Origin of the sequence: Planomonospora antibiotica (assembly GCF_014647955.1) — a bacterium.
In the GTDB taxonomy this organism is placed as follows: domain Bacteria; phylum Actinomycetota; class Actinomycetes; order Streptosporangiales; family Streptosporangiaceae; genus Planomonospora; species Planomonospora parontospora.
The window spans coordinates 233,706-248,995 of record NZ_BMQE01000005.1; the positions used below are offsets into that span (position 1 = coordinate 233,706).

Below are 15,290 nucleotides of genomic sequence, written 5' to 3' on the forward strand. Positions count from 1 at the left end.
CCCGGCGGCCCGGCGCCGAGGCGCCGGGACCCCGCCGTCTCCGCTCCGGCCCGGCACCGAGGCGCCGGGCCCCTGTCGCCTCCGGCGCGCCGTCCGCCCGGTCCGCTCAGAGGCTGACGGGACGGGGCCGGTACGGCTCGGCGAGGAAGGAGATCTCCTTGTCGGTGAGGGCCAGTTCCACCGCGGCGACGGCGTCGTCCAGGTGGCGGTCCCTGGTCGCGCCGACGATCGGGGCGGTCACCGCGGGCTGGTGGAGCAGCCAGGCCAGCGCCACCCGGGCCGCGGGGACCTCGCGCTCCCGGGCGACCTGGGCGACCCGGTCGAGGATCAGCCGGTTGTTCTCCTCGTCGGTGTAGAGGGCGTCGATGCGGGGGTCGCTCCCGGCGCGGACGGTGCTCTCTGCGGAACCCGCGCGGGCGAGCAGACCGCGGGCCAGCGGGCTCCACGGGATGACCCCCACGCCCTGGTCCGCGCAGAGCGGGAGCATTTCGCGCTCCTCCTCGCGGTAGAGGAGATTGTAATGGGGCTGCATCGAGACGAATTTCGTCCAGCCGTTGGCCTCGGCGACGTGCTGGGCCTTGGCGAACTGCCAGGCGGCCATGCTGGAGGCGCCGAGGTAGCGGGCCTTGCCCGCCTGCACGATCTCGTGCAGGGCCTGCATGGTCTCCTCGATGGGCGTCTCGTCGTCCCAGCGGTGGATCTGGTAGAGGTCGACGTGGTCGGTGCCCAGGCGGCGCAGGGAGTCGTCGATGGCGGCGTGCAGGTGCTTGCGCGACAGGCCGCGGTCGTTGGCCCCCTCGCCCATGGGGAAGAAGACCTTGGTGGCCAGCACGTAGTCGTCGCGGCGGGGGAACCGCCGCGCGAGCAGCCGCCCGGTGACCTCCTCGCTGGCGCCCTGGGAGTACACGTCGGCGGTGTCGAAGAACGTCACTCCGGCCTCCACGGCCCGCCGCACGATCGGCTCGGCGGAAGCCTCGTCCAGCACCCACTCGCCCCACCGGGCGGGGTCACCGTAGCTCATCATGCCCAGGCAGACCCTGGAGACCTTCAACCCGGTCGTCCCCAGCCGTACGTATTCCATGGAACAGAACCCTCCCGATCTCGGCAACGGTGCCAGCCTACGACCGGGTGATCAACGCCTGCGCACAGGTCGCGCCGGTCACGCCGGGGCGGGCGCGGGATGGGCACGGGCCGGTCGGACGGGGCGGCCCGCGGCCACGAGCGCTCAGCAGTTCTTGTAGGACGTCCGGGCCGAGTTGTAGGAGCAGTAGTCCGCCAGCGCCCCGTTGCTCTTACGCAGATAGGCGGTGTCCTTGTCGTTGTTCCACACGTACCAGCCACGTCCTTGGTAGAGGGTCGTGGAGGTGTTGGTGCCCTTGCCCGTGCGGATCGTCAGCGACCTGCCGGCACCGATGATCTGCCCGGCGCGGAACACGTAGCGGTGGTTGGACCTGTCGACCAGGACCCAGCCGCCGATGTTGATGTTGACCCGGTTCGTGTTCTTGATCGTCACGTACTCGCGGTTGATGACCGTGTTGGACCGGGTGTCCGTGCCCGGGCTGTCGTAGTAGATGCGGGTGATCTGTACCGACGGGGCCGCGGCCACGGCGGGTTGGGCGAACGGGACGAGTACTGCGGACGCGACGACGGCGGCGGAGGCGAGGAGCCTGCTGAACATGGGGCACTCCTGGTGCGGGGAACGAACTGTGCGGGACGCCGCCCTCTTTGGAGGAGAGGTATCGGACGGGCGGAGCTTTATAGCGATTTAGGCTATATGTCCGTAAGAGTGCCCGTGTTTCCGGGTGGCGGGGAGCGTCCACTCGGCGGGGCGGCGGCCGTGCGGTTCATGTCCAGGCCGGTTGGGTGCCGCTTTCCTATGATTCGAGCTGATCTCGTCCAGTGGAACACCCGGCCCGGAGATCATGACTTCCGTAGATTCGACCCCATGACTGATCGCCCCTTCGAAATCGTCTGTGAGATCGAGCCGCCGACCCGTCCCGACCTCAAGCACGTCCGCCACCAGATCGGCACCCTCAGCCGGATCGCCGGCTCCTTCCTCGTCCCGGACAACCACATCGGCCGGGCCACGGTCTCCAGCGTCGCCGTCGCCCACGAGGTCCAGGCGATGGGCGGGCGGAGCATCGCCTGCCTCAACTCCCGCGACCGCAACCTGCTCGGCTTCCGCCGCGACCTGCTCACCGCCGCGGCGTACGGGGTCGACCAGTTCCTGTTCGTGTACGGCGACAAGCCCACCACGGGCAACCGGACGAGCGACCTGACCGTTCGTTCGATGATCGAGGAGGTCCGCGGGCTCGGTGAGGACCCCGCCTTCGCGGGAAGCCCCGCCTTCCGGGTCGGCACCGCGGCCGGGCTGCGCCCGCTGCCGGCCTGGAAGCGCGCCGCCGACTTCGTGTTCGTCCAGGTCGGCTTCTCGCTGGAGGCGCTGCTGCGGTGGCGCGAGGCCAATCCGGTGGACGTGCCGGTCTACGCCGGGGTGATGGTCATCGCCAGCGAGAACCACGCCCGCCGCCTGGCCGCCGCGATCCCCGACATCGACATCCCCGCGGACCTGGTGGAGAGGGTGGCGGCCGACCGGCTCGCCGGGGTCGAGGCGGCCTGCGAGCAGGTCCTGGCCGTCCGCGACTCGGGTGCCTTCGACGGGGTGCACCTGATCCCGGTGGCCCGCTACCGGGAGGTGGAGTCCCGGCTGTCCGGGGCGCTGTGAAGGCCCGCCCCGGATGCTCTCAGGCCTAATCCAGGGCGCACAGCAGCCGGGGCAGCACCTCCAGCTGGAAGGCCTTGGCGTCGCTCGGCTGCTGGTTGGCGGCCAGGACGACGCGGCGGCCGTCGTCGGTGGTGCCCGCCAGGGTGCGGAAGCCGACGAATCCGCCGCCGTGGCCCCACCAGTCGCCGCCGCAGGGCAACGCGGTGCGGAACAGGCCGAGTCCCGCCTGCGCGCCCGCCCACATCCGCTCGGGATCGGCCGGGACGGTGGTGCGCATCTCGGCCAGCTGCTGGGCCGGGAGCAGCCTGCCGCCGAGCAGGGCGCCGTAGAAGCGGTCGAGGTCCTGCGGGGTGGAGATGAGGGCGCCCGCCGCGTGACCGATGGAGGGGTTGAAGCGGGTGGCGTTGTGGTAGACGCCCTCGTCGAGGACGTAGCCGTCGGCGTGCCGGCCCGCCACGTCGTCCCTGGTGCCGGGCCAGTAGGTGCCGGTCAGCTTGAGCGGCTTGATGATGCACCGGGTGATCAACCGGCCGATGTCCTGGCCGGTCGCCTTCTCCGCGGCCAGGGCGGCCAGGACGGCGCCGGTGGAGGAGTAGGCCCAGCCTTCGGTCCGGGGCATCTCGAGCCCGGCGGCGACCAGCTGTTCCGGCTCGACGGTGGTGAAGCGCAGCGCGAGCTGGTCGATGGTCTCGGCGTAGTCGCCCAGGCGGGCTTCGTGCCGGAGCGCCCTGCGCAGGGTGATCTCCGGTTCCAGCTCGAACCGGGGCAGGTAGTCGCTGATGGGCGCGTCGAGGTCGAGCCTGCCCTCCGCGGCGAGCTGGAGCACCACGACCGCGGTGAAGGTCTTGCTGACGCTGCCGACGCGGAAGCGTTCGTCCCCGCGCATCTTCGCGCCGGTCTCCCGCCTGGCCGCTCCGGCGGCCAGGCGCCAGGTGCCGCAGCGGGGGCTGGTGACGGATACGGCGAGTCCGGGGGGACCTTCTGCTCGACCGCGGCGTCCAGCGCGCCCTGCAGCCGGTCGCGTACGGCGGAGCACGAGGGCGACGACGTGTCGGCGGTGGCAGGGAGGGCGAGGGCGGTCAGCAGGGCGGAGCCGGCGCAGGCGGCGGCCAGTACGGTGCGGATCGACATGTCCTGATCATGGCCGGGGGCCGGTGGCGGGGGATCGGCCGGAAGGCGGCCGCCTCGTCGGCCGTACGGCCGATCCGGGCCGGACCCGCACCGGCCGTACGGCCGGTCCGGGACGCGCGGCCGGTCTGGGTGTGCGCGGCCGGTCCGGAGACGCGCGGTCGGCCTCTGCTGGGCGTCGCAGCTCCCTCACACCGGTCCGAGGCGCAGGCCTGAGCGCTCGCGGAAGGAGTCGAGCGCGCCCGGCGCCGCCGTCCCGACGCGCAGCGTCGAGGTGATGTGGCAGTAGTCGGCCAGCATCCGGCTCGACCGGTCGGCGAAGCTCAGCCAGTCGCCGCCCTTGCACACGTCGCGGGAACCGACGTAGCCGAGCAGCGACTCGACGGTCCCCAGATCCCCCTTGCGCAGCCGGACGGAGGCCTGGTGCGGCAGCGACCGCACCGCCTGCCGGCAGGCGACGTTGATCAGGAAGGCCGACAGCCTCCTGAACCGGCTGTACCACCGCTCGTCCGGACCGGAGCGCCCCTGGACCCGGGGATCGGGCCAGCCGTGGTCGTCCGTGGACACGCTCCACTGCGCGGGCCACCGGTTCTCCCCGCAGAAGAGCAGCGCGCCGGCCTCGACGTCCAACCGCCCGGGAGCGCTCACCCGGAGGGTGTACTCGCGGCCGCCGGTCCCCATCAGCTCCGGGTGCCGGCCCGCCGCGGCGTAGTAGTCGCGCAGGGCGTCCGGCAGGGCGAACCCCAGGCGATCCTCGGCCGCCGCGATCTCGGCGCGGGGGCAGCCGTCCTCCGGTCTCCAGGCGCCGTACGCGGTCGACATGAGGTCCTGGAGCAATTCCTCGATCATGATGGGTCCCTCGTCCGGCGAATCAGAGAAGCAAGTTGACCACGACGGTGAGCAGGATCGAGAGCAGGACGGAAATAATGATCATGGTCAGGCATCCGGCGGTGCCGCCGAGGAACCTGATCTCGGTGTTTCCGATGCGCATGCCGTTCGGCTACCCGGTGGCGGCCGGGGAAACCGCCGGCCGACCGGAGCGCGTCCGGGCTCAGGGCATCGCCTCCTCGCCGCCGGGGTAGGCGAAGGACGACCGGGGAGAGTAGAAGCCCCACACGATCTGCAGCGGGTCGGCCGGACGCAGGGCGTGGACGGGGTGGTCCGGCTCCAGGAACTCCAGCGACACGACCTCGAACGGGTCGACCGGCTCCGCCACGAACGGGTAGACCCCGCTGATCCGCCGTCCGCCGGCCTCCGTGATGTAACGCAGCTGGCCGCGGCTGACCGCCGCGCCGGTGCCGCCGACCCGCGCGGTGGTCCTGATCACCGCCGTGCCGTCGGCCTCGGTCGTCGCGACGAGCCTTCCGCCCTCGACCTCGATCACGGTGCGGCCCTCGACGGCGGGCACGCCCCGGGCCGCCGCGTACTCGCGCACCACCGGGCTGGAGTTGAAGTAGTGCGTCCACCAGCGGCCGGGGGTCACGCCGTCGGGCGCGTAGGCGTCCTCCAGGTCAGGCCCGATGTAGGTCAGCGAGTACGCGCCGAAACCCGAGGTCTGCTCGGGCCGGTCGACGACGTACTGGTTCATGAAGACCTGCCGGTTGGACATCGGCTTGAGCCCGTCGGGCACCAGGGCCGCGACGGCGTCGGGGTCGGCCGGCAACCAGCCGAAATAGATCATCCTGCTGTTGACGACGAGTTGGGGAGGGGCGAGATCGGACACGGCTGCTCCCTGGCCATCGGCGGTGTGTAACCGGAACGTACGCCATGCCTCCGCCGGGGACAACGGCCGTCTCGCAGGTGGCGGACGGCGGTCCGCAGGTCGCGCGCCCGGTGCCGGACGGCCGGTTCGCCGGGGGGCGCCGGGGGCAGGGGCCGACACGGCGGCGGCCCGCGGCCGGGGGTTCCCACGGCGGGGATATCATCCGAACACGGCCCGAAGTATCGGTTTCCAAGAAAGGCGTCATACGACAATGGACGTGCTGGCCCGTAACAACGTCCAGATATCGGGGAATCCTTCGGGGACGCCGATGATATTCGCCCATGGATTCGGCTGCGACCAGAACATGTGGCGGTTCGTCGCGCCGGCCTTCGAGGAGGACCACCGGGTCGTGCTCTTCGACCACGTGGGGTACGGCTCGTCGGACCTGGCGAGCCACTCCGCCGAGCGCCACTCCACCCTCGACGGCTACGCCCGCGACCTGCTGGAGATCTGCCGGGAGCTCGACCTGGAGCGGGCCGTCTTCGTCGGCCACTCGGTCGCCGCGATGATCGGCGTCCTGGCCGAGATCGAGGAGCCGGAGCGCTTCGAGCGGCTGGTGCTGGTGGGCCCGTCGCCCTGCTACATCGACGACGGCGACTACGTCGGCGGGTTCAGCCGGGAGGACATCGACGAGCTGCTCGAGTCGCTGGACAGCAACTACCTCGGCTGGTCCGGCGCGATGGCTCCGGTGATCATGGGCAATCCGGACCGGCCCGAGCTGGGCGAGGAGCTGACGAACAGCTTCTGCCGCACCGACCCCGCGATCGCCCGGCAGTTCGCCAGGGCGACCTTCCTGTCGGACAACCGGGCCGACCTGCCGCGGGTGCGGGCGCGCACGCTCGTCCTGCAGTGCTCCGAGGACGTGATCGCCCCGCCGCAGGTGGGCGAGTACGTCCACCGGATGATCCCCGGCAGCGAGCTGGTCCTGCTGAAGGCGACCGGGCACTGCCCCAACCTGAGCGCCCCCGAGGAGACCGTGGCCGCGATCCGCTCGTTCCTGCGGGGCTGAGAGGGGACGGGGCCGACGGGACGGGACCGCGCCTGTGTCCCAGCCGGACGAGGCCGCCACGCGGATGCATGAGCCTCCGCTGACAGGGGACGTCGAGGACGACTTCGGCGACCTCTACGAGCACGCGCCGTTCGGCTACCTGTCCACCCTCATGGACGGCACGATCGTCAGGGCCAACGCCACGTTCCTCACCATGGCGGGACGCACCCGCGCAGACCTGGTCGGCCGGGTCCGCTTCCCCGCGCTCCTGCCGGTGGGCGACCGGATCTTCTACGACACGCACTTCGCCCCCCTGCTCGCGATGCAGGGGGAGGTCAGGGAGATCGCGGTCGAGCTGAGGCGTCCCGACGGCACGAGGCTGCCGGTCCTGGTCAACGCGGTGGTCAAACCCGCCGCGGAGGGGAGACCGGCGGTCATCCGCCTGTCCGCCGTGGCGGCCACCGACCGCCGGCGGTACGAGCGCGAGCTCCTGCGCGAGCGGCAGCGGGCCGAACGCTCCGAGGCCGAGGCCCGCCACCTCGCGCAGATCCTGCAGGCGAGCTTCGTACCGGCGGGGCTGCCAGCGGTCCCGGGCCTGGACGTCGCCGGGGTGTACCGGCCCGCCGGCAGCGGCGACGAGGTGGGCGGCGACTTCTACGACCTCTTCGAGACCGCGCACGGTTGGGGGATGTCCCTCGGGGACGTGTGCGGCAAGGGCGCGCGGGCGGCGGTCGTCACCAGCCTGGCCCGGTACACGCTGCGGGCCGCGGGCATCCGGGACGCCCGGCCCGCGGAGGTCCTCTCCCTGCTCAACCAGGCGCTCCTGCGCGAGCGCACGGACCGCTTCCTGACCGCGGCCTACGCCCGGATCCACCACGACGGCGCGGGGAGGCCGCGCCTGAAGCTGTCCCTCGGCGGGCACCCGCCCCCCGTCCGGATCTCCCGGGAGCACCCCTCCGGGCCGGTGGGCCGCCCGGGAGACCTGCTGGGCGTCTTCGGCGACCCGAAGCTGCGCGAGACGGAGGTGGAGCTCTCCCCGGGGGACGTGCTGCTCTTCTACACCGACGGGATCACCGAGGGGCGGGGCGCCGACGGCGTGATGTTCGGGGAGGAGCGGCTGCGGCGGTCCCTGGCGGCGGCCCGCGGCGCGGACGCGCAGGGCGTCGCCGAACACCTGGTGGACGAGGTGGTGGACTTCCAGTCCGGGCTGCCGATCGACGACATCGCCGTCCTCGTCCTGCGGGTCCCGGACTGAGCGGTCCCACGCGGGTCCCGGACTGAGCGGTCCCACCTGGAGCGGCTGCGGCGGCCCATGAGGGAGCCGCCGGATGGGACGTTTTGACACCTCCCATGGCTAACCGCTATCTATTAGCCAACCGTTAGGGGTGACATGCAGGACGCGGTGCTGGCGATGCTCGCCAAGGAGCCGTCGCACGGGTACGGCTTGCACGCCCGGCTGCGGCGGAGCCTCGGCCCGATGGGCGAGGCGATGAACCGCGGTCAGATCTATGTGACGCTGGCCCGGCTGGAGCGAGCGGGGCTCGCCGTCTGCGAACGGGCGGACGGCCTGCCCGAGCGGCCGGAGCGCAAGGTCTACGCGCTGACGCCGGCGGGCCAGCAGCGGGTGGCCGCCTGGCTGGCCGATGTGGACTGGCCGAAATCGAACCTGGCGGAATTCCACCTCAAGCTCGCCGCCGCCGCGGCGGCCCGGCTGGCCGATCCGGTGGAGCTGGTGGCGGCACAGCGCCGTGAGCTGCTTCGCCGCCTGCGCGAGGCGCAGCGGGCGGCGCTGGCCGAGCCGGAGGGATCGTCCGCGGGCCTGCTGCTGGAAGGGGTCGTGCTGCGGTTGCAGGCGGACCTGCGCTGGCTGGACGCCTGCGAGCGGGCCTGGTCCGAGGCAGATGACGGAATCGAGGGCGGATGAACATGTCAAGCACCGCGGTACGGGCCTGCGGCCTGGTGAGGACGCATGGTCAGGGGCAGAGCCGGGTCCGCGCCGTGGACGGGGTCGACCTGGAGGTGCCCCGGGGGCAGATGCTGTCGGTGATGGGGCCCAGCGGCTGCGGGAAGTCGACCCTGCTGCACCTGCTGGGCGGCCTGGAGCGGCCCAGCGGCGGGGAGGCGTGGCTGGGCGGGCGCCGCATCGACGCCCTGAGCGAGCGGGCCCTGGCGCGGCTGCGGCGCCGGTCGGTGGGATTCGTCTTCCAGGCCTTTCACCTGGTGGAGGAGCTGTCGGCGGCCGAGAACGTGGAGCTGCCCGCGCTGCTGGCGGGGTGCTCGCGGCGCGAGGCCGGGCGGCGCGCCAGCCTGCTGCTGGAACGGGTCGGGCTCGCCGGCCGCGCCCGGCACCTGCCGTCGCAGCTGTCCGGCGGCCAGCGCCAGCGGGTCGCCGTCGCCCGCGCGCTGGCCAACGACCCGCTGGTCGTCCTGGCCGACGAACCGACCGGCAACCTCGACACCGCGGCGACCCTCGACATCCTGAGGATCTTCGAGGAACTGCGTGCCGGGGGTCAGACCCTCGTGATCGTCACGCACGACGAACGGGTCGCGGCCGGCGCGGACCGGCTGATCTCGATGCGCGATGGGATGTTCATCGACGACACCTGGCTGGCCGGCTCCCACCCGCGCGGGCTCGGCGGGCTGATCGGGCTGGAGGGCTGAGCGCCATGGGCTCCGCCGTGCTCGTCGTGCGCCTGGTGCCGGCGGCCCTCCGCAGGCACCGGGCGCAGTCCGCGATGCTCCTGCTCGCGGTCACCGTGGCCACCGCCATGATGTCCCTGGGCCTGTCCCTGGGCGGCGTGAGCGACGCGCTGTACGGGCAGACCCGCGCGGCCACCGCCGGGCCGGACGTGGTGGCGCTCTCCGGTGAGACGGGCCCTGCCGTGGCCTCGGCCCTGGCCTCGCTGGCGGACGATCCCGGAGTGGCCGCCCACCACGGCCCCTACCGGATCGTCTACGCCGATCTCACCACGCGCGATTCCGCGTCGTCCCCGGTGGTGGTGCACGGCTTCGCCGAGGAGCCCGGCGCGGTCAACCGGCCGCTGGTGACCTCGGGGCACTGGGTACAGCCCGGCGGCACGGTCCTCGAACGCGGCTTCGCCACCGCGCTGGGCGTCGGTGTCGGCGACCGCGTCACCATCGCCGGCCGGCCGTACCCCGTCGTCGGGATCGCCGTCACCGCGGCCACGTCCGTCTACCCCTGGGCGGCGCAGATCGGCCCGTACGGAGGCCCGAGCGACTACACCGGTCTGGCCTGGATGACCCGGTCGGATGCCCGGACGCTGGCGTCGTCCCATGATCTCCCCGTGACCACGGCCCTGGACCTGAAGCTGCGCGACCCCGCCGGGACCGAGGCGTTCATCGACGCCCACCGTCTCTCCGCCACCAGGGTGACCTTCCACTCCTGGCAGTTCCAAGCCCGGCAGGACACGGTCATCCTCAGGAACAGCCAGCCGATCCTGGTCGTCGGCGGCTGGCTGCTCGGCTTCCTGGCCGTCACCGGAGTGGCCGCGCTGGCCGCGGGACGCGCCGCCGAGCAGACGCGCCGGGCCGGGTTGCTCAAGGCCGTCGGCGCCGGTCCCGGCCTGATCATCACGGTCCTGCTCGCCGAGTACCTGATTCCGGCGCTGGCCGGCGACGCGCTGGGGCTGCTGATCACCCGCCTGGCCGCTCCCGCTGCCGCCAGCCCCACCGCCAGCCGGATCGGCGACGCCGTCGGACCGACCGCCGCCGCCATCGTGGCGGCGACCGTCCTCGCCGTGGCGGTGGCGGTGCTGTCCACGCTGCGTCCCGCGCTCCGGGCCATGCGCACGGCGACCGTCACGGCATTGACCGCCACCGCGTACCGGCCCCGTCGCCGGGCCTGGGTCACCGCGCTGTCCGCGTGGCTGCCCACGCCGCTCCTGCTCGGGCTCCGGCTGACCGCCCGCCGGCCGGGCCGGGTCGTACTGCAGGCGTGCTCCACCGCCACCACGGTGATCGCGATCGTCGCGGTGCTGACCCTCCACGCCCAGCCGGAGCGGGGCTACGGCCTGGACGGCTCCTCCGTCCTGCCCAACCTGCGGGGCGTTCACGACCGCCGGCTGATGCTGGCGGTCACCGTCCTGCTGATCGCCCTCGCCGTCGTGAACACGATCACGTTCACCTGGACCACGGCCATGGAGGCCCGGGCGAACATGGCCGTCGCACGCACGCTCGGCGCCACCCCGGGGCAGATCACCGCGGGACTGTCCACCGCCCAGCTCCTGCCCGCACTGCCCGGCGCCGTCGTCGGCGTTCCTGCGGGCATCGGCCTGCTCTCGCTCTTCGCCGCCGGGAACGCGGTGGAACCTCCCTCCTCCTGGCTGCTCGGCGCCGTACTCGCGACCCTCCTGGCGACGGCGGCGCTCACCGCCCTGCCCGCACGCCTGGCGGCGCGCCGGCCCGTGGCGCAGGTGCTCAGCGCCGAGGCGGCGTGACGGGGCCCTCGGATCGGCGGCACATCCGCCGGAGACCTCCGCGGCATCGCCGGGACCGCTACGAGGCCAGGTGGCGCGACCACCACTCCAGCACGGCCTCGAAGCGCTGGAGGCGGTGCCGGGGCCGGCCGCTCCGGGTCAGCTCGTGGCCCTCGCCCGGGAAGAGCAGGAACTCGGCGGGCACGCCGTTCCGGCGCAGCGCGACGTACATCCGCTGGGCCTGCTCGACCGGGCAGCGCCAGTCCTCCTCCGAGTGGACCACCGCGAACGGCAGGGTGATCCGGTCGGCGTGCTGGAGCGGGCTCATCGCGCGCTGGGTCTCGGGGTCGGGGCCGCAGTAGGCCTCGGCGAAGAACCAGCCGATGTCGGAGGAACCGGTGAAGGAGTCCCAGGCGTTGACCGCGCGCTCACTCCAGGCCGCCCGGAACCGCTCGCCGTGGTGGGCGGCCAGCCAGCTGGTCATGAACCCGCCGTAGGAGCCGCCCATCACGCCCACCCGGTCGGCGTCGCACTCCGGCAGGGCCAGCGCCGCGTCCAGCAGGGCCAGCACGTCGTCGGCGTCGACGGTGCCGAGCGCGCCGACCACCGACCGGCCGTGCGCCTGGCCGTACCCGGCGGAGCCCCGGGGGTTGGGCAGCACGACCGCGTAGCCCGCGGCGGCGTAGACCTGGGTCTCGTCGAGGAAGCCCCAGCCGTGCTGGTGGAACGGTCCGCCGTGCACGTTCAGCAGGACCGGGTGCGGCCCCTCGCCCTCGGGCAGCGCCACCCAGCCGTGCACCGGGTAGCCGTCGGGGGCGACGGCGGTGATCTCCCGGAGCGGGCGGGCCGCGGGCAGCGGCCCGCAGAAGTCGGCGAGCGTCCCGCCCGCGTCGGCGACCAGGCCGGGGTGCTCGGGCGTGGACAGCACGGCCACGGTCCGGCCGCGCCGGGCCGCGAACGCCTTGACGGCCGACCGCTCGCCCAGCACGACCGGGAGCTTGCCCAGCGGGACGCCGGTGGAGGAGTCGAGGGGCACCAGGCGCAGCTCGACCGCGCCGCGCACCCGGACCGCGACCAGGACGCCGCCCTCCACCGGGATCGGGGTCAGGGACTCGCAGTCCACCGACTCCTCCTCGGTCAGCCGGACGCCGGGCGTGGACTCGGCGCCGGTCGGCACGGGTGCGGACCCGGCGCCGGTCGGTACGGTCGCGGGCGCGGCGCCGATCCGCACGGGCGCGCGGTAGAGCCCGGTGTTGCGGGCCACCGCGTCGATCCCGGAGAACTCCGTGCCCAGGAAGACCACGTCGCCGCCGGGGAGCACCGCCGGGCGGGCCGCCGAGCCGGGGCCGCGCACCACCGGGACCGGCTCGCCGCCGAGCGCGGGCACCGCGTACAGGTCGGTGTTCAGGCTCTCGGGGTCCAGGTCGCGGGGGGCCGAGACCAGCAGGTGCTCGTCGCCGTGCCAGCAGGGGTCGTCGACGTCGTAGCGGTCGCCGGTCAGCGGCACCGGCTGCGGGATGTCGGCCAGCGCGTTGACCACGTACAGGACCTTCCGGCGGTCCTGGACGAATCCCACGTTGTCGCTCCGGTAGCGGAAGCCGGTGATGCGGCGCGGCGCCTCGGCCGCGGCGCCCACCCCCTCCTCGGTGCCGTAGCGGCCCGCCTCCGGGGTCCGGGCGACGAACGCGATCCGCCGCGAGTCGGGTGCCCAGACCGGGGCGCCCGCGCCGAGCGGCAGGTCGGTGACCGGGCGGGGCTCGCCCCCTCCGGTGGGCATCACGTGCAGCTGGGGCCTGCCGCCCGCGGTGGCCCGGAGGAAGGCCACCCAGGCGCCGTCCGGGGAGATGCTCGGCGCGGTGTCCAGGTCGCCGTGGGTGAAGGGGACCGGCGGGCCCTGCGGCGGGATCCGCCACAGGCCTCCCCGGTAGGCGTCCGCCTTCAGGTCGGGGTGGGCCACGTCGACGAGGAGGAGATCGTCGTGGAGGGTCACGCTGCCGGGGACGTGCAGCAGGGCGAGGTCTTCTGGGCGCATGGCCTGGGACGTTATCACCCGATGAAGAACGCTATACCGGGCACCGGGTCTGTCCGGATCACCGGTCGGGTACCGGTTTGTCGACCGACTGAATCGTGATGGGTGGGGACGGAAGCCGTGAACGGACGTGCCATGGCCGCGGTGAAACGCACGATCTACCGAGCCCTGTACGGCTCCCGCTACGACCGTGTGCCCTGGGGGCAGCGGATCTACGTCCGGCCGGGGGAGCGGCTGGCCCGGGAGGTCCAGTGGCGGCTGCGGCTGCGCCGGGCCGAGCTGCTCACGCTGGCGGAGTACCGCGAGCGGACCGACCTGGGGGAGATCGAGGAGTTCGTCGTCTGCCACCTGTGCGGCGACAGCCGCCAGCAGCCGCTGTTCCGTCCCACCGGGCCCAAGGGCCGGTGGAGCTACCAGGTGGTGCGCTGCCCGGGGTGCGGGTTCCTCTACCGCAACCCCAACATCCGGCCCGAACGCCTCGGCGACCTGTACGCCAACGGGTACAGCGCCTTCCTCACCGGCAAGTACGCCGCGGACCGCCGCCGCCGCTACCGGCTGACCATGGACTCCTTCCACCCGGTCTTCGCCCAGGGGGGAGGGCGGCGGCTGCTGGACTTCGGCTGCGGGGCCGGGCTCTTCCTGGAGCTCGCCGAGCAGCGCGGGTTCGACGCGGCCGGGGTCGACCTGTCGCCGGACTCGGTGGCCGAGGCCAACCGGCGGCTCTCCCGGGCGCGGGCCTACCACGGCACCCCGGAGGACGTCCCGGAGATCGCCGTGGGCGGCTTCGACGTGATCACCCTCTGGTCGGTCCTGGCCCACCTGCCGCGCCCGCTGGACGACTTCCGGCGCTTCCGCAGCCTGCTCGCGCCGGGCGGGGTGCTGATGATCCTCACCGTCAACGCCGCCTCGCTGCAGCTGAAGGCCCACGGCAGCGCGTGGAACGGATTCACCAAGAACCACCTGATGTTCTACTCGGCCGAGACCATGCCGACGCTGCTGCGCCGTACCGGGTTCGCCGGGGTGGCCTTCACGCCCTTCTACGGCGACACCGTCGAGGCGGGCACCACCAAGCTCTCCGAGCCGCTGCAGCGGCGGCTCCGCCGCAAGGTCGAGGCGTCCGACGGCGGCAACATGCTGCGCGCGCTGGCCTTCGCCGACGACGAGGCGATCGACCGCTGGGGCGGCGGCCTGAAGGTCCGCCACCTGCCCAAGTACGAGGGCTGACGGGCCCGGCGCCGGGGCGCGCCCGATGCCCGCGTCCCCGCACGCGGGGCGCCCGCCCTCCGCGTCCCCGCAAGGTCTCCCGGCGGGCCCCCGGTGTCCTGCCGGGCGTCAGGCGTCCTGGAGCCGGAGCGCCCGCAGCGTCCGCAGGGCGTCTCGGGCGGGGGAGCCGGCGTCCGTCGTGTAGAGCACCACGCGCTGGTCGCGGTCGGGGACGTGCAGGGACTGGCAGGAGACCTCGATCACGCCGATCAGCGGGTGGCTCATCCGCTTGCGCTGGTTGCGCTGGATCTCCACGTCGTGCGTCTGCCAGAACGCCGCGAACCGCGGGCTGAGGGCCAGCATCTCCGAGACCAGCTCGCCGACCGACGGATCGTCGGGGTAGCGCGCGGCGGCGGCGCGCAGGTCGGCGACCGCGGTGCGGGCGAAACCGCCCTCCTCCTCCTCGCAGAGCCCGGCGCGCAGGTCCGGGGAGGCGAAGACCCGGCGCACCACGTTGAGCTCCCGGGGCCCCGCGCGGTCCAGGTCGCCCATGAGCACGCCCGCCAGCGGGTTCCACGCGAGGATGTCGTACTTGGCGTCGACCACGTAGGCGGGCACGTCCTCCAGGGAGGCCAGCAGGTTCAGCACCCCCTGCGGCACGTCCCGCGAGGGCCTGCCGCCGGGTGCCGGGGCCTCCCCGGCCAGGTGGAACAGGTGGGCGCGCTCGTCGGCGGTCAGCATCAGCGCCCGGGCCAGCGCGCCGAGCACCTGGCGGGACGGGTGCGGCCCCCGGGCCTGCTCCAGGCGGATGTAGTAGTCGATGGACATGCCCGCCAGCTGGGCCACCTCCTGGCGGCGCAGCCCCGGAGTGCGCCTGCGCCCGCCGCCGGGCAGCCCCGCCTCCCGGGGCGTCAGCCGGGCGCGGCGGTTGCGCAGGAATTCGGCGAGTCCGCTGCGGTTCATGCCCTCCATCATGGCCGGAGTCCGCGCCCGGGCGGCGGCCCGAGGGTGGTACCGCC

Annotated in this window: 14 protein-coding genes; 7 read left to right on the plus strand and 7 right to left on the minus strand. The window is 73.5% G+C overall.

Features of this window, described 5'->3' with window-relative positions:
* Positions 1-106 precede the first annotated feature (106 nt).
* Both IEZ06_RS07010 and IEZ06_RS07015 read right to left on the minus strand, forming a co-directional pair.
* A complete protein-coding gene (locus tag IEZ06_RS07010; protein ID WP_189235816.1) occupies positions 107-1,081 on the minus strand; it encodes an aldo/keto reductase in 975 nt (324 codons plus the stop codon).
* A gap of 144 nt (positions 1,082-1,225) precedes the next feature.
* On the minus strand, positions 1,226-1,678 hold the full coding sequence (locus IEZ06_RS07015; RefSeq protein ID WP_189235817.1) for a lamin tail domain-containing protein: 453 nt from the start codon (positions 1,676-1,678) through the stop codon (positions 1,226-1,228).
* A 267-nt stretch (positions 1,679-1,945) separates the two neighbouring features.
* Here IEZ06_RS07015 and IEZ06_RS07020 point away from each other — a divergent pair, with 267 nt between their 5' ends.
* Positions 1,946-2,725 (plus strand): methylenetetrahydrofolate reductase, encoded by a 780-nt coding sequence (locus IEZ06_RS07020; protein ID WP_189235818.1) that lies wholly within the window; start codon positions 1,946-1,948, stop codon positions 2,723-2,725.
* Positions 2,726-2,750: 25 nt separating this feature from the next.
* Here IEZ06_RS07020 and IEZ06_RS07025 read toward each other — a convergent pair whose 3' ends face one another.
* The 3 genes from IEZ06_RS07025 to IEZ06_RS07035 form a co-directional block, all read right to left on the minus strand.
* Positions 2,751-3,761, minus strand: coding sequence for a serine hydrolase domain-containing protein (locus IEZ06_RS07025; protein WP_189235819.1), 1,011 nt, complete (start codon positions 3,759-3,761; stop codon positions 2,751-2,753).
* 281 nt (positions 3,762-4,042) lie between these two features.
* Positions 4,043-4,702: an SMI1/KNR4 family protein gene (locus IEZ06_RS07030; RefSeq protein ID WP_189235820.1), complete on the minus strand. Its 660-nt coding sequence runs from the start codon at positions 4,700-4,702 to the stop codon at positions 4,043-4,045.
* 202 nt (positions 4,703-4,904) lie between these two features.
* The gene (locus IEZ06_RS07035; protein WP_229797849.1) at positions 4,905-5,576 is read right to left on the minus strand and encodes an acetoacetate decarboxylase family protein; all 672 of its coding nucleotides are present in this window, start codon (positions 5,574-5,576) and stop codon (positions 4,905-4,907) included.
* 307 nt (positions 5,577-5,883) lie between these two features.
* Here IEZ06_RS07035 and IEZ06_RS07040 point away from each other — a divergent pair, with 307 nt between their 5' ends.
* From IEZ06_RS07040 to IEZ06_RS07060, 5 genes are all read left to right on the plus strand, one after another.
* Positions 5,884-6,624: an alpha/beta fold hydrolase gene (locus IEZ06_RS07040; RefSeq protein WP_307811638.1), complete on the plus strand. Its 741-nt coding sequence runs from the start codon at positions 5,884-5,886 to the stop codon at positions 6,622-6,624.
* Positions 6,625-6,688: 64 nt separating this feature from the next.
* The gene (locus IEZ06_RS07045; RefSeq protein ID WP_189235822.1) at positions 6,689-7,858 is read left to right on the plus strand and encodes a PP2C family protein-serine/threonine phosphatase; all 1,170 of its coding nucleotides are present in this window, start codon (positions 6,689-6,691) and stop codon (positions 7,856-7,858) included.
* 135 nt (positions 7,859-7,993) lie between these two features.
* On the plus strand, positions 7,994-8,527 hold the full coding sequence (locus tag IEZ06_RS07050) for a PadR family transcriptional regulator (protein ID WP_189235823.1): 534 nt from the start codon (positions 7,994-7,996) through the stop codon (positions 8,525-8,527).
* Entirely contained in the window at positions 8,524-9,264 is a 741-nt protein-coding gene (locus tag IEZ06_RS07055) for an ABC transporter ATP-binding protein (protein WP_189235824.1), read from the plus strand. Before IEZ06_RS07050 ends, IEZ06_RS07055 begins: the two co-directional genes overlap by 4 nt.
* Before the next feature lie 5 nt (positions 9,265-9,269).
* Positions 9,270-11,060 carry an ABC transporter permease gene (locus tag IEZ06_RS07060; RefSeq protein WP_189235825.1) on the plus strand — a complete coding sequence of 597 codons (1,791 nt, stop codon included), beginning with the start codon at positions 9,270-9,272 and terminating at the stop codon, positions 11,058-11,060.
* Between the two features lie 58 nt (positions 11,061-11,118).
* On the opposite strand, the gene IEZ06_RS07065 is transcribed toward IEZ06_RS07060, so the two are convergent.
* On the minus strand, positions 11,119-13,071 hold the full coding sequence (locus tag IEZ06_RS07065; RefSeq protein ID WP_189235826.1) for a S9 family peptidase: 1,953 nt from the start codon (positions 13,069-13,071) through the stop codon (positions 11,119-11,121).
* Positions 13,072-13,212: 141 nt separating this feature from the next.
* On the opposite strand from IEZ06_RS07065, the gene IEZ06_RS07070 reads away from it, so the two are divergent.
* Positions 13,213-14,292 carry a class I SAM-dependent methyltransferase gene (locus IEZ06_RS07070; RefSeq protein ID WP_189235827.1) on the plus strand — a complete coding sequence of 360 codons (1,080 nt, stop codon included), beginning with the start codon at positions 13,213-13,215 and terminating at the stop codon, positions 14,290-14,292.
* A 108-nt stretch (positions 14,293-14,400) separates the two neighbouring features.
* On the opposite strand, the gene IEZ06_RS07075 is transcribed toward IEZ06_RS07070, so the two are convergent.
* Positions 14,401-15,234, minus strand: coding sequence for a helix-turn-helix transcriptional regulator (locus IEZ06_RS07075; protein WP_189235828.1), 834 nt, complete (start codon positions 15,232-15,234; stop codon positions 14,401-14,403).
* Positions 15,235-15,290 lie beyond the last annotated feature (56 nt).

What these genes read in the sequence shown, in the direction of transcription:
- IEZ06_RS07010 (WP_189235816.1), bottom strand. Translation starts at nt 1,081, where the DNA reads ATGGAATACGTACGGCTGGGGACGACCGGGTTGAAGGTCTCCAGGGTC.
- IEZ06_RS07015 (WP_189235817.1), bottom strand. Translation starts at nt 1,678, where the DNA reads ATGTTCAGCAGGCTCCTCGCCTCCGCCGCCGTCGTCGCGTCCGCAGTA.
- IEZ06_RS07020 (WP_189235818.1), top strand. Translation starts at nt 1,946, where the DNA reads ATGACTGATCGCCCCTTCGAAATCGTCTGTGAGATCGAGCCGCCGACC.
- IEZ06_RS07030 (WP_189235820.1), bottom strand. Translation starts at nt 4,702, where the DNA reads ATGATCGAGGAATTGCTCCAGGACCTCATGTCGACCGCGTACGGCGCC.
- IEZ06_RS07040 (WP_307811638.1), top strand. Translation starts at nt 5,884, where the DNA reads ATGATATTCGCCCATGGATTCGGCTGCGACCAGAACATGTGGCGGTTC.
- IEZ06_RS07045 (WP_189235822.1), top strand. Translation starts at nt 6,689, where the DNA reads ATGCATGAGCCTCCGCTGACAGGGGACGTCGAGGACGACTTCGGCGAC.
- IEZ06_RS07050 (WP_189235823.1), top strand. Translation starts at nt 7,994, where the DNA reads ATGCAGGACGCGGTGCTGGCGATGCTCGCCAAGGAGCCGTCGCACGGG.
- IEZ06_RS07055 (WP_189235824.1), top strand. Translation starts at nt 8,524, where the DNA reads ATGAACATGTCAAGCACCGCGGTACGGGCCTGCGGCCTGGTGAGGACG.
- IEZ06_RS07060 (WP_189235825.1), top strand. Translation starts at nt 9,270, where the DNA reads ATGGGCTCCGCCGTGCTCGTCGTGCGCCTGGTGCCGGCGGCCCTCCGC.
- IEZ06_RS07065 (WP_189235826.1), bottom strand. Translation starts at nt 13,071, where the DNA reads ATGCGCCCAGAAGACCTCGCCCTGCTGCACGTCCCCGGCAGCGTGACC.
- IEZ06_RS07075 (WP_189235828.1), bottom strand. Translation starts at nt 15,234, where the DNA reads ATGAACCGCAGCGGACTCGCCGAATTCCTGCGCAACCGCCGCGCCCGG.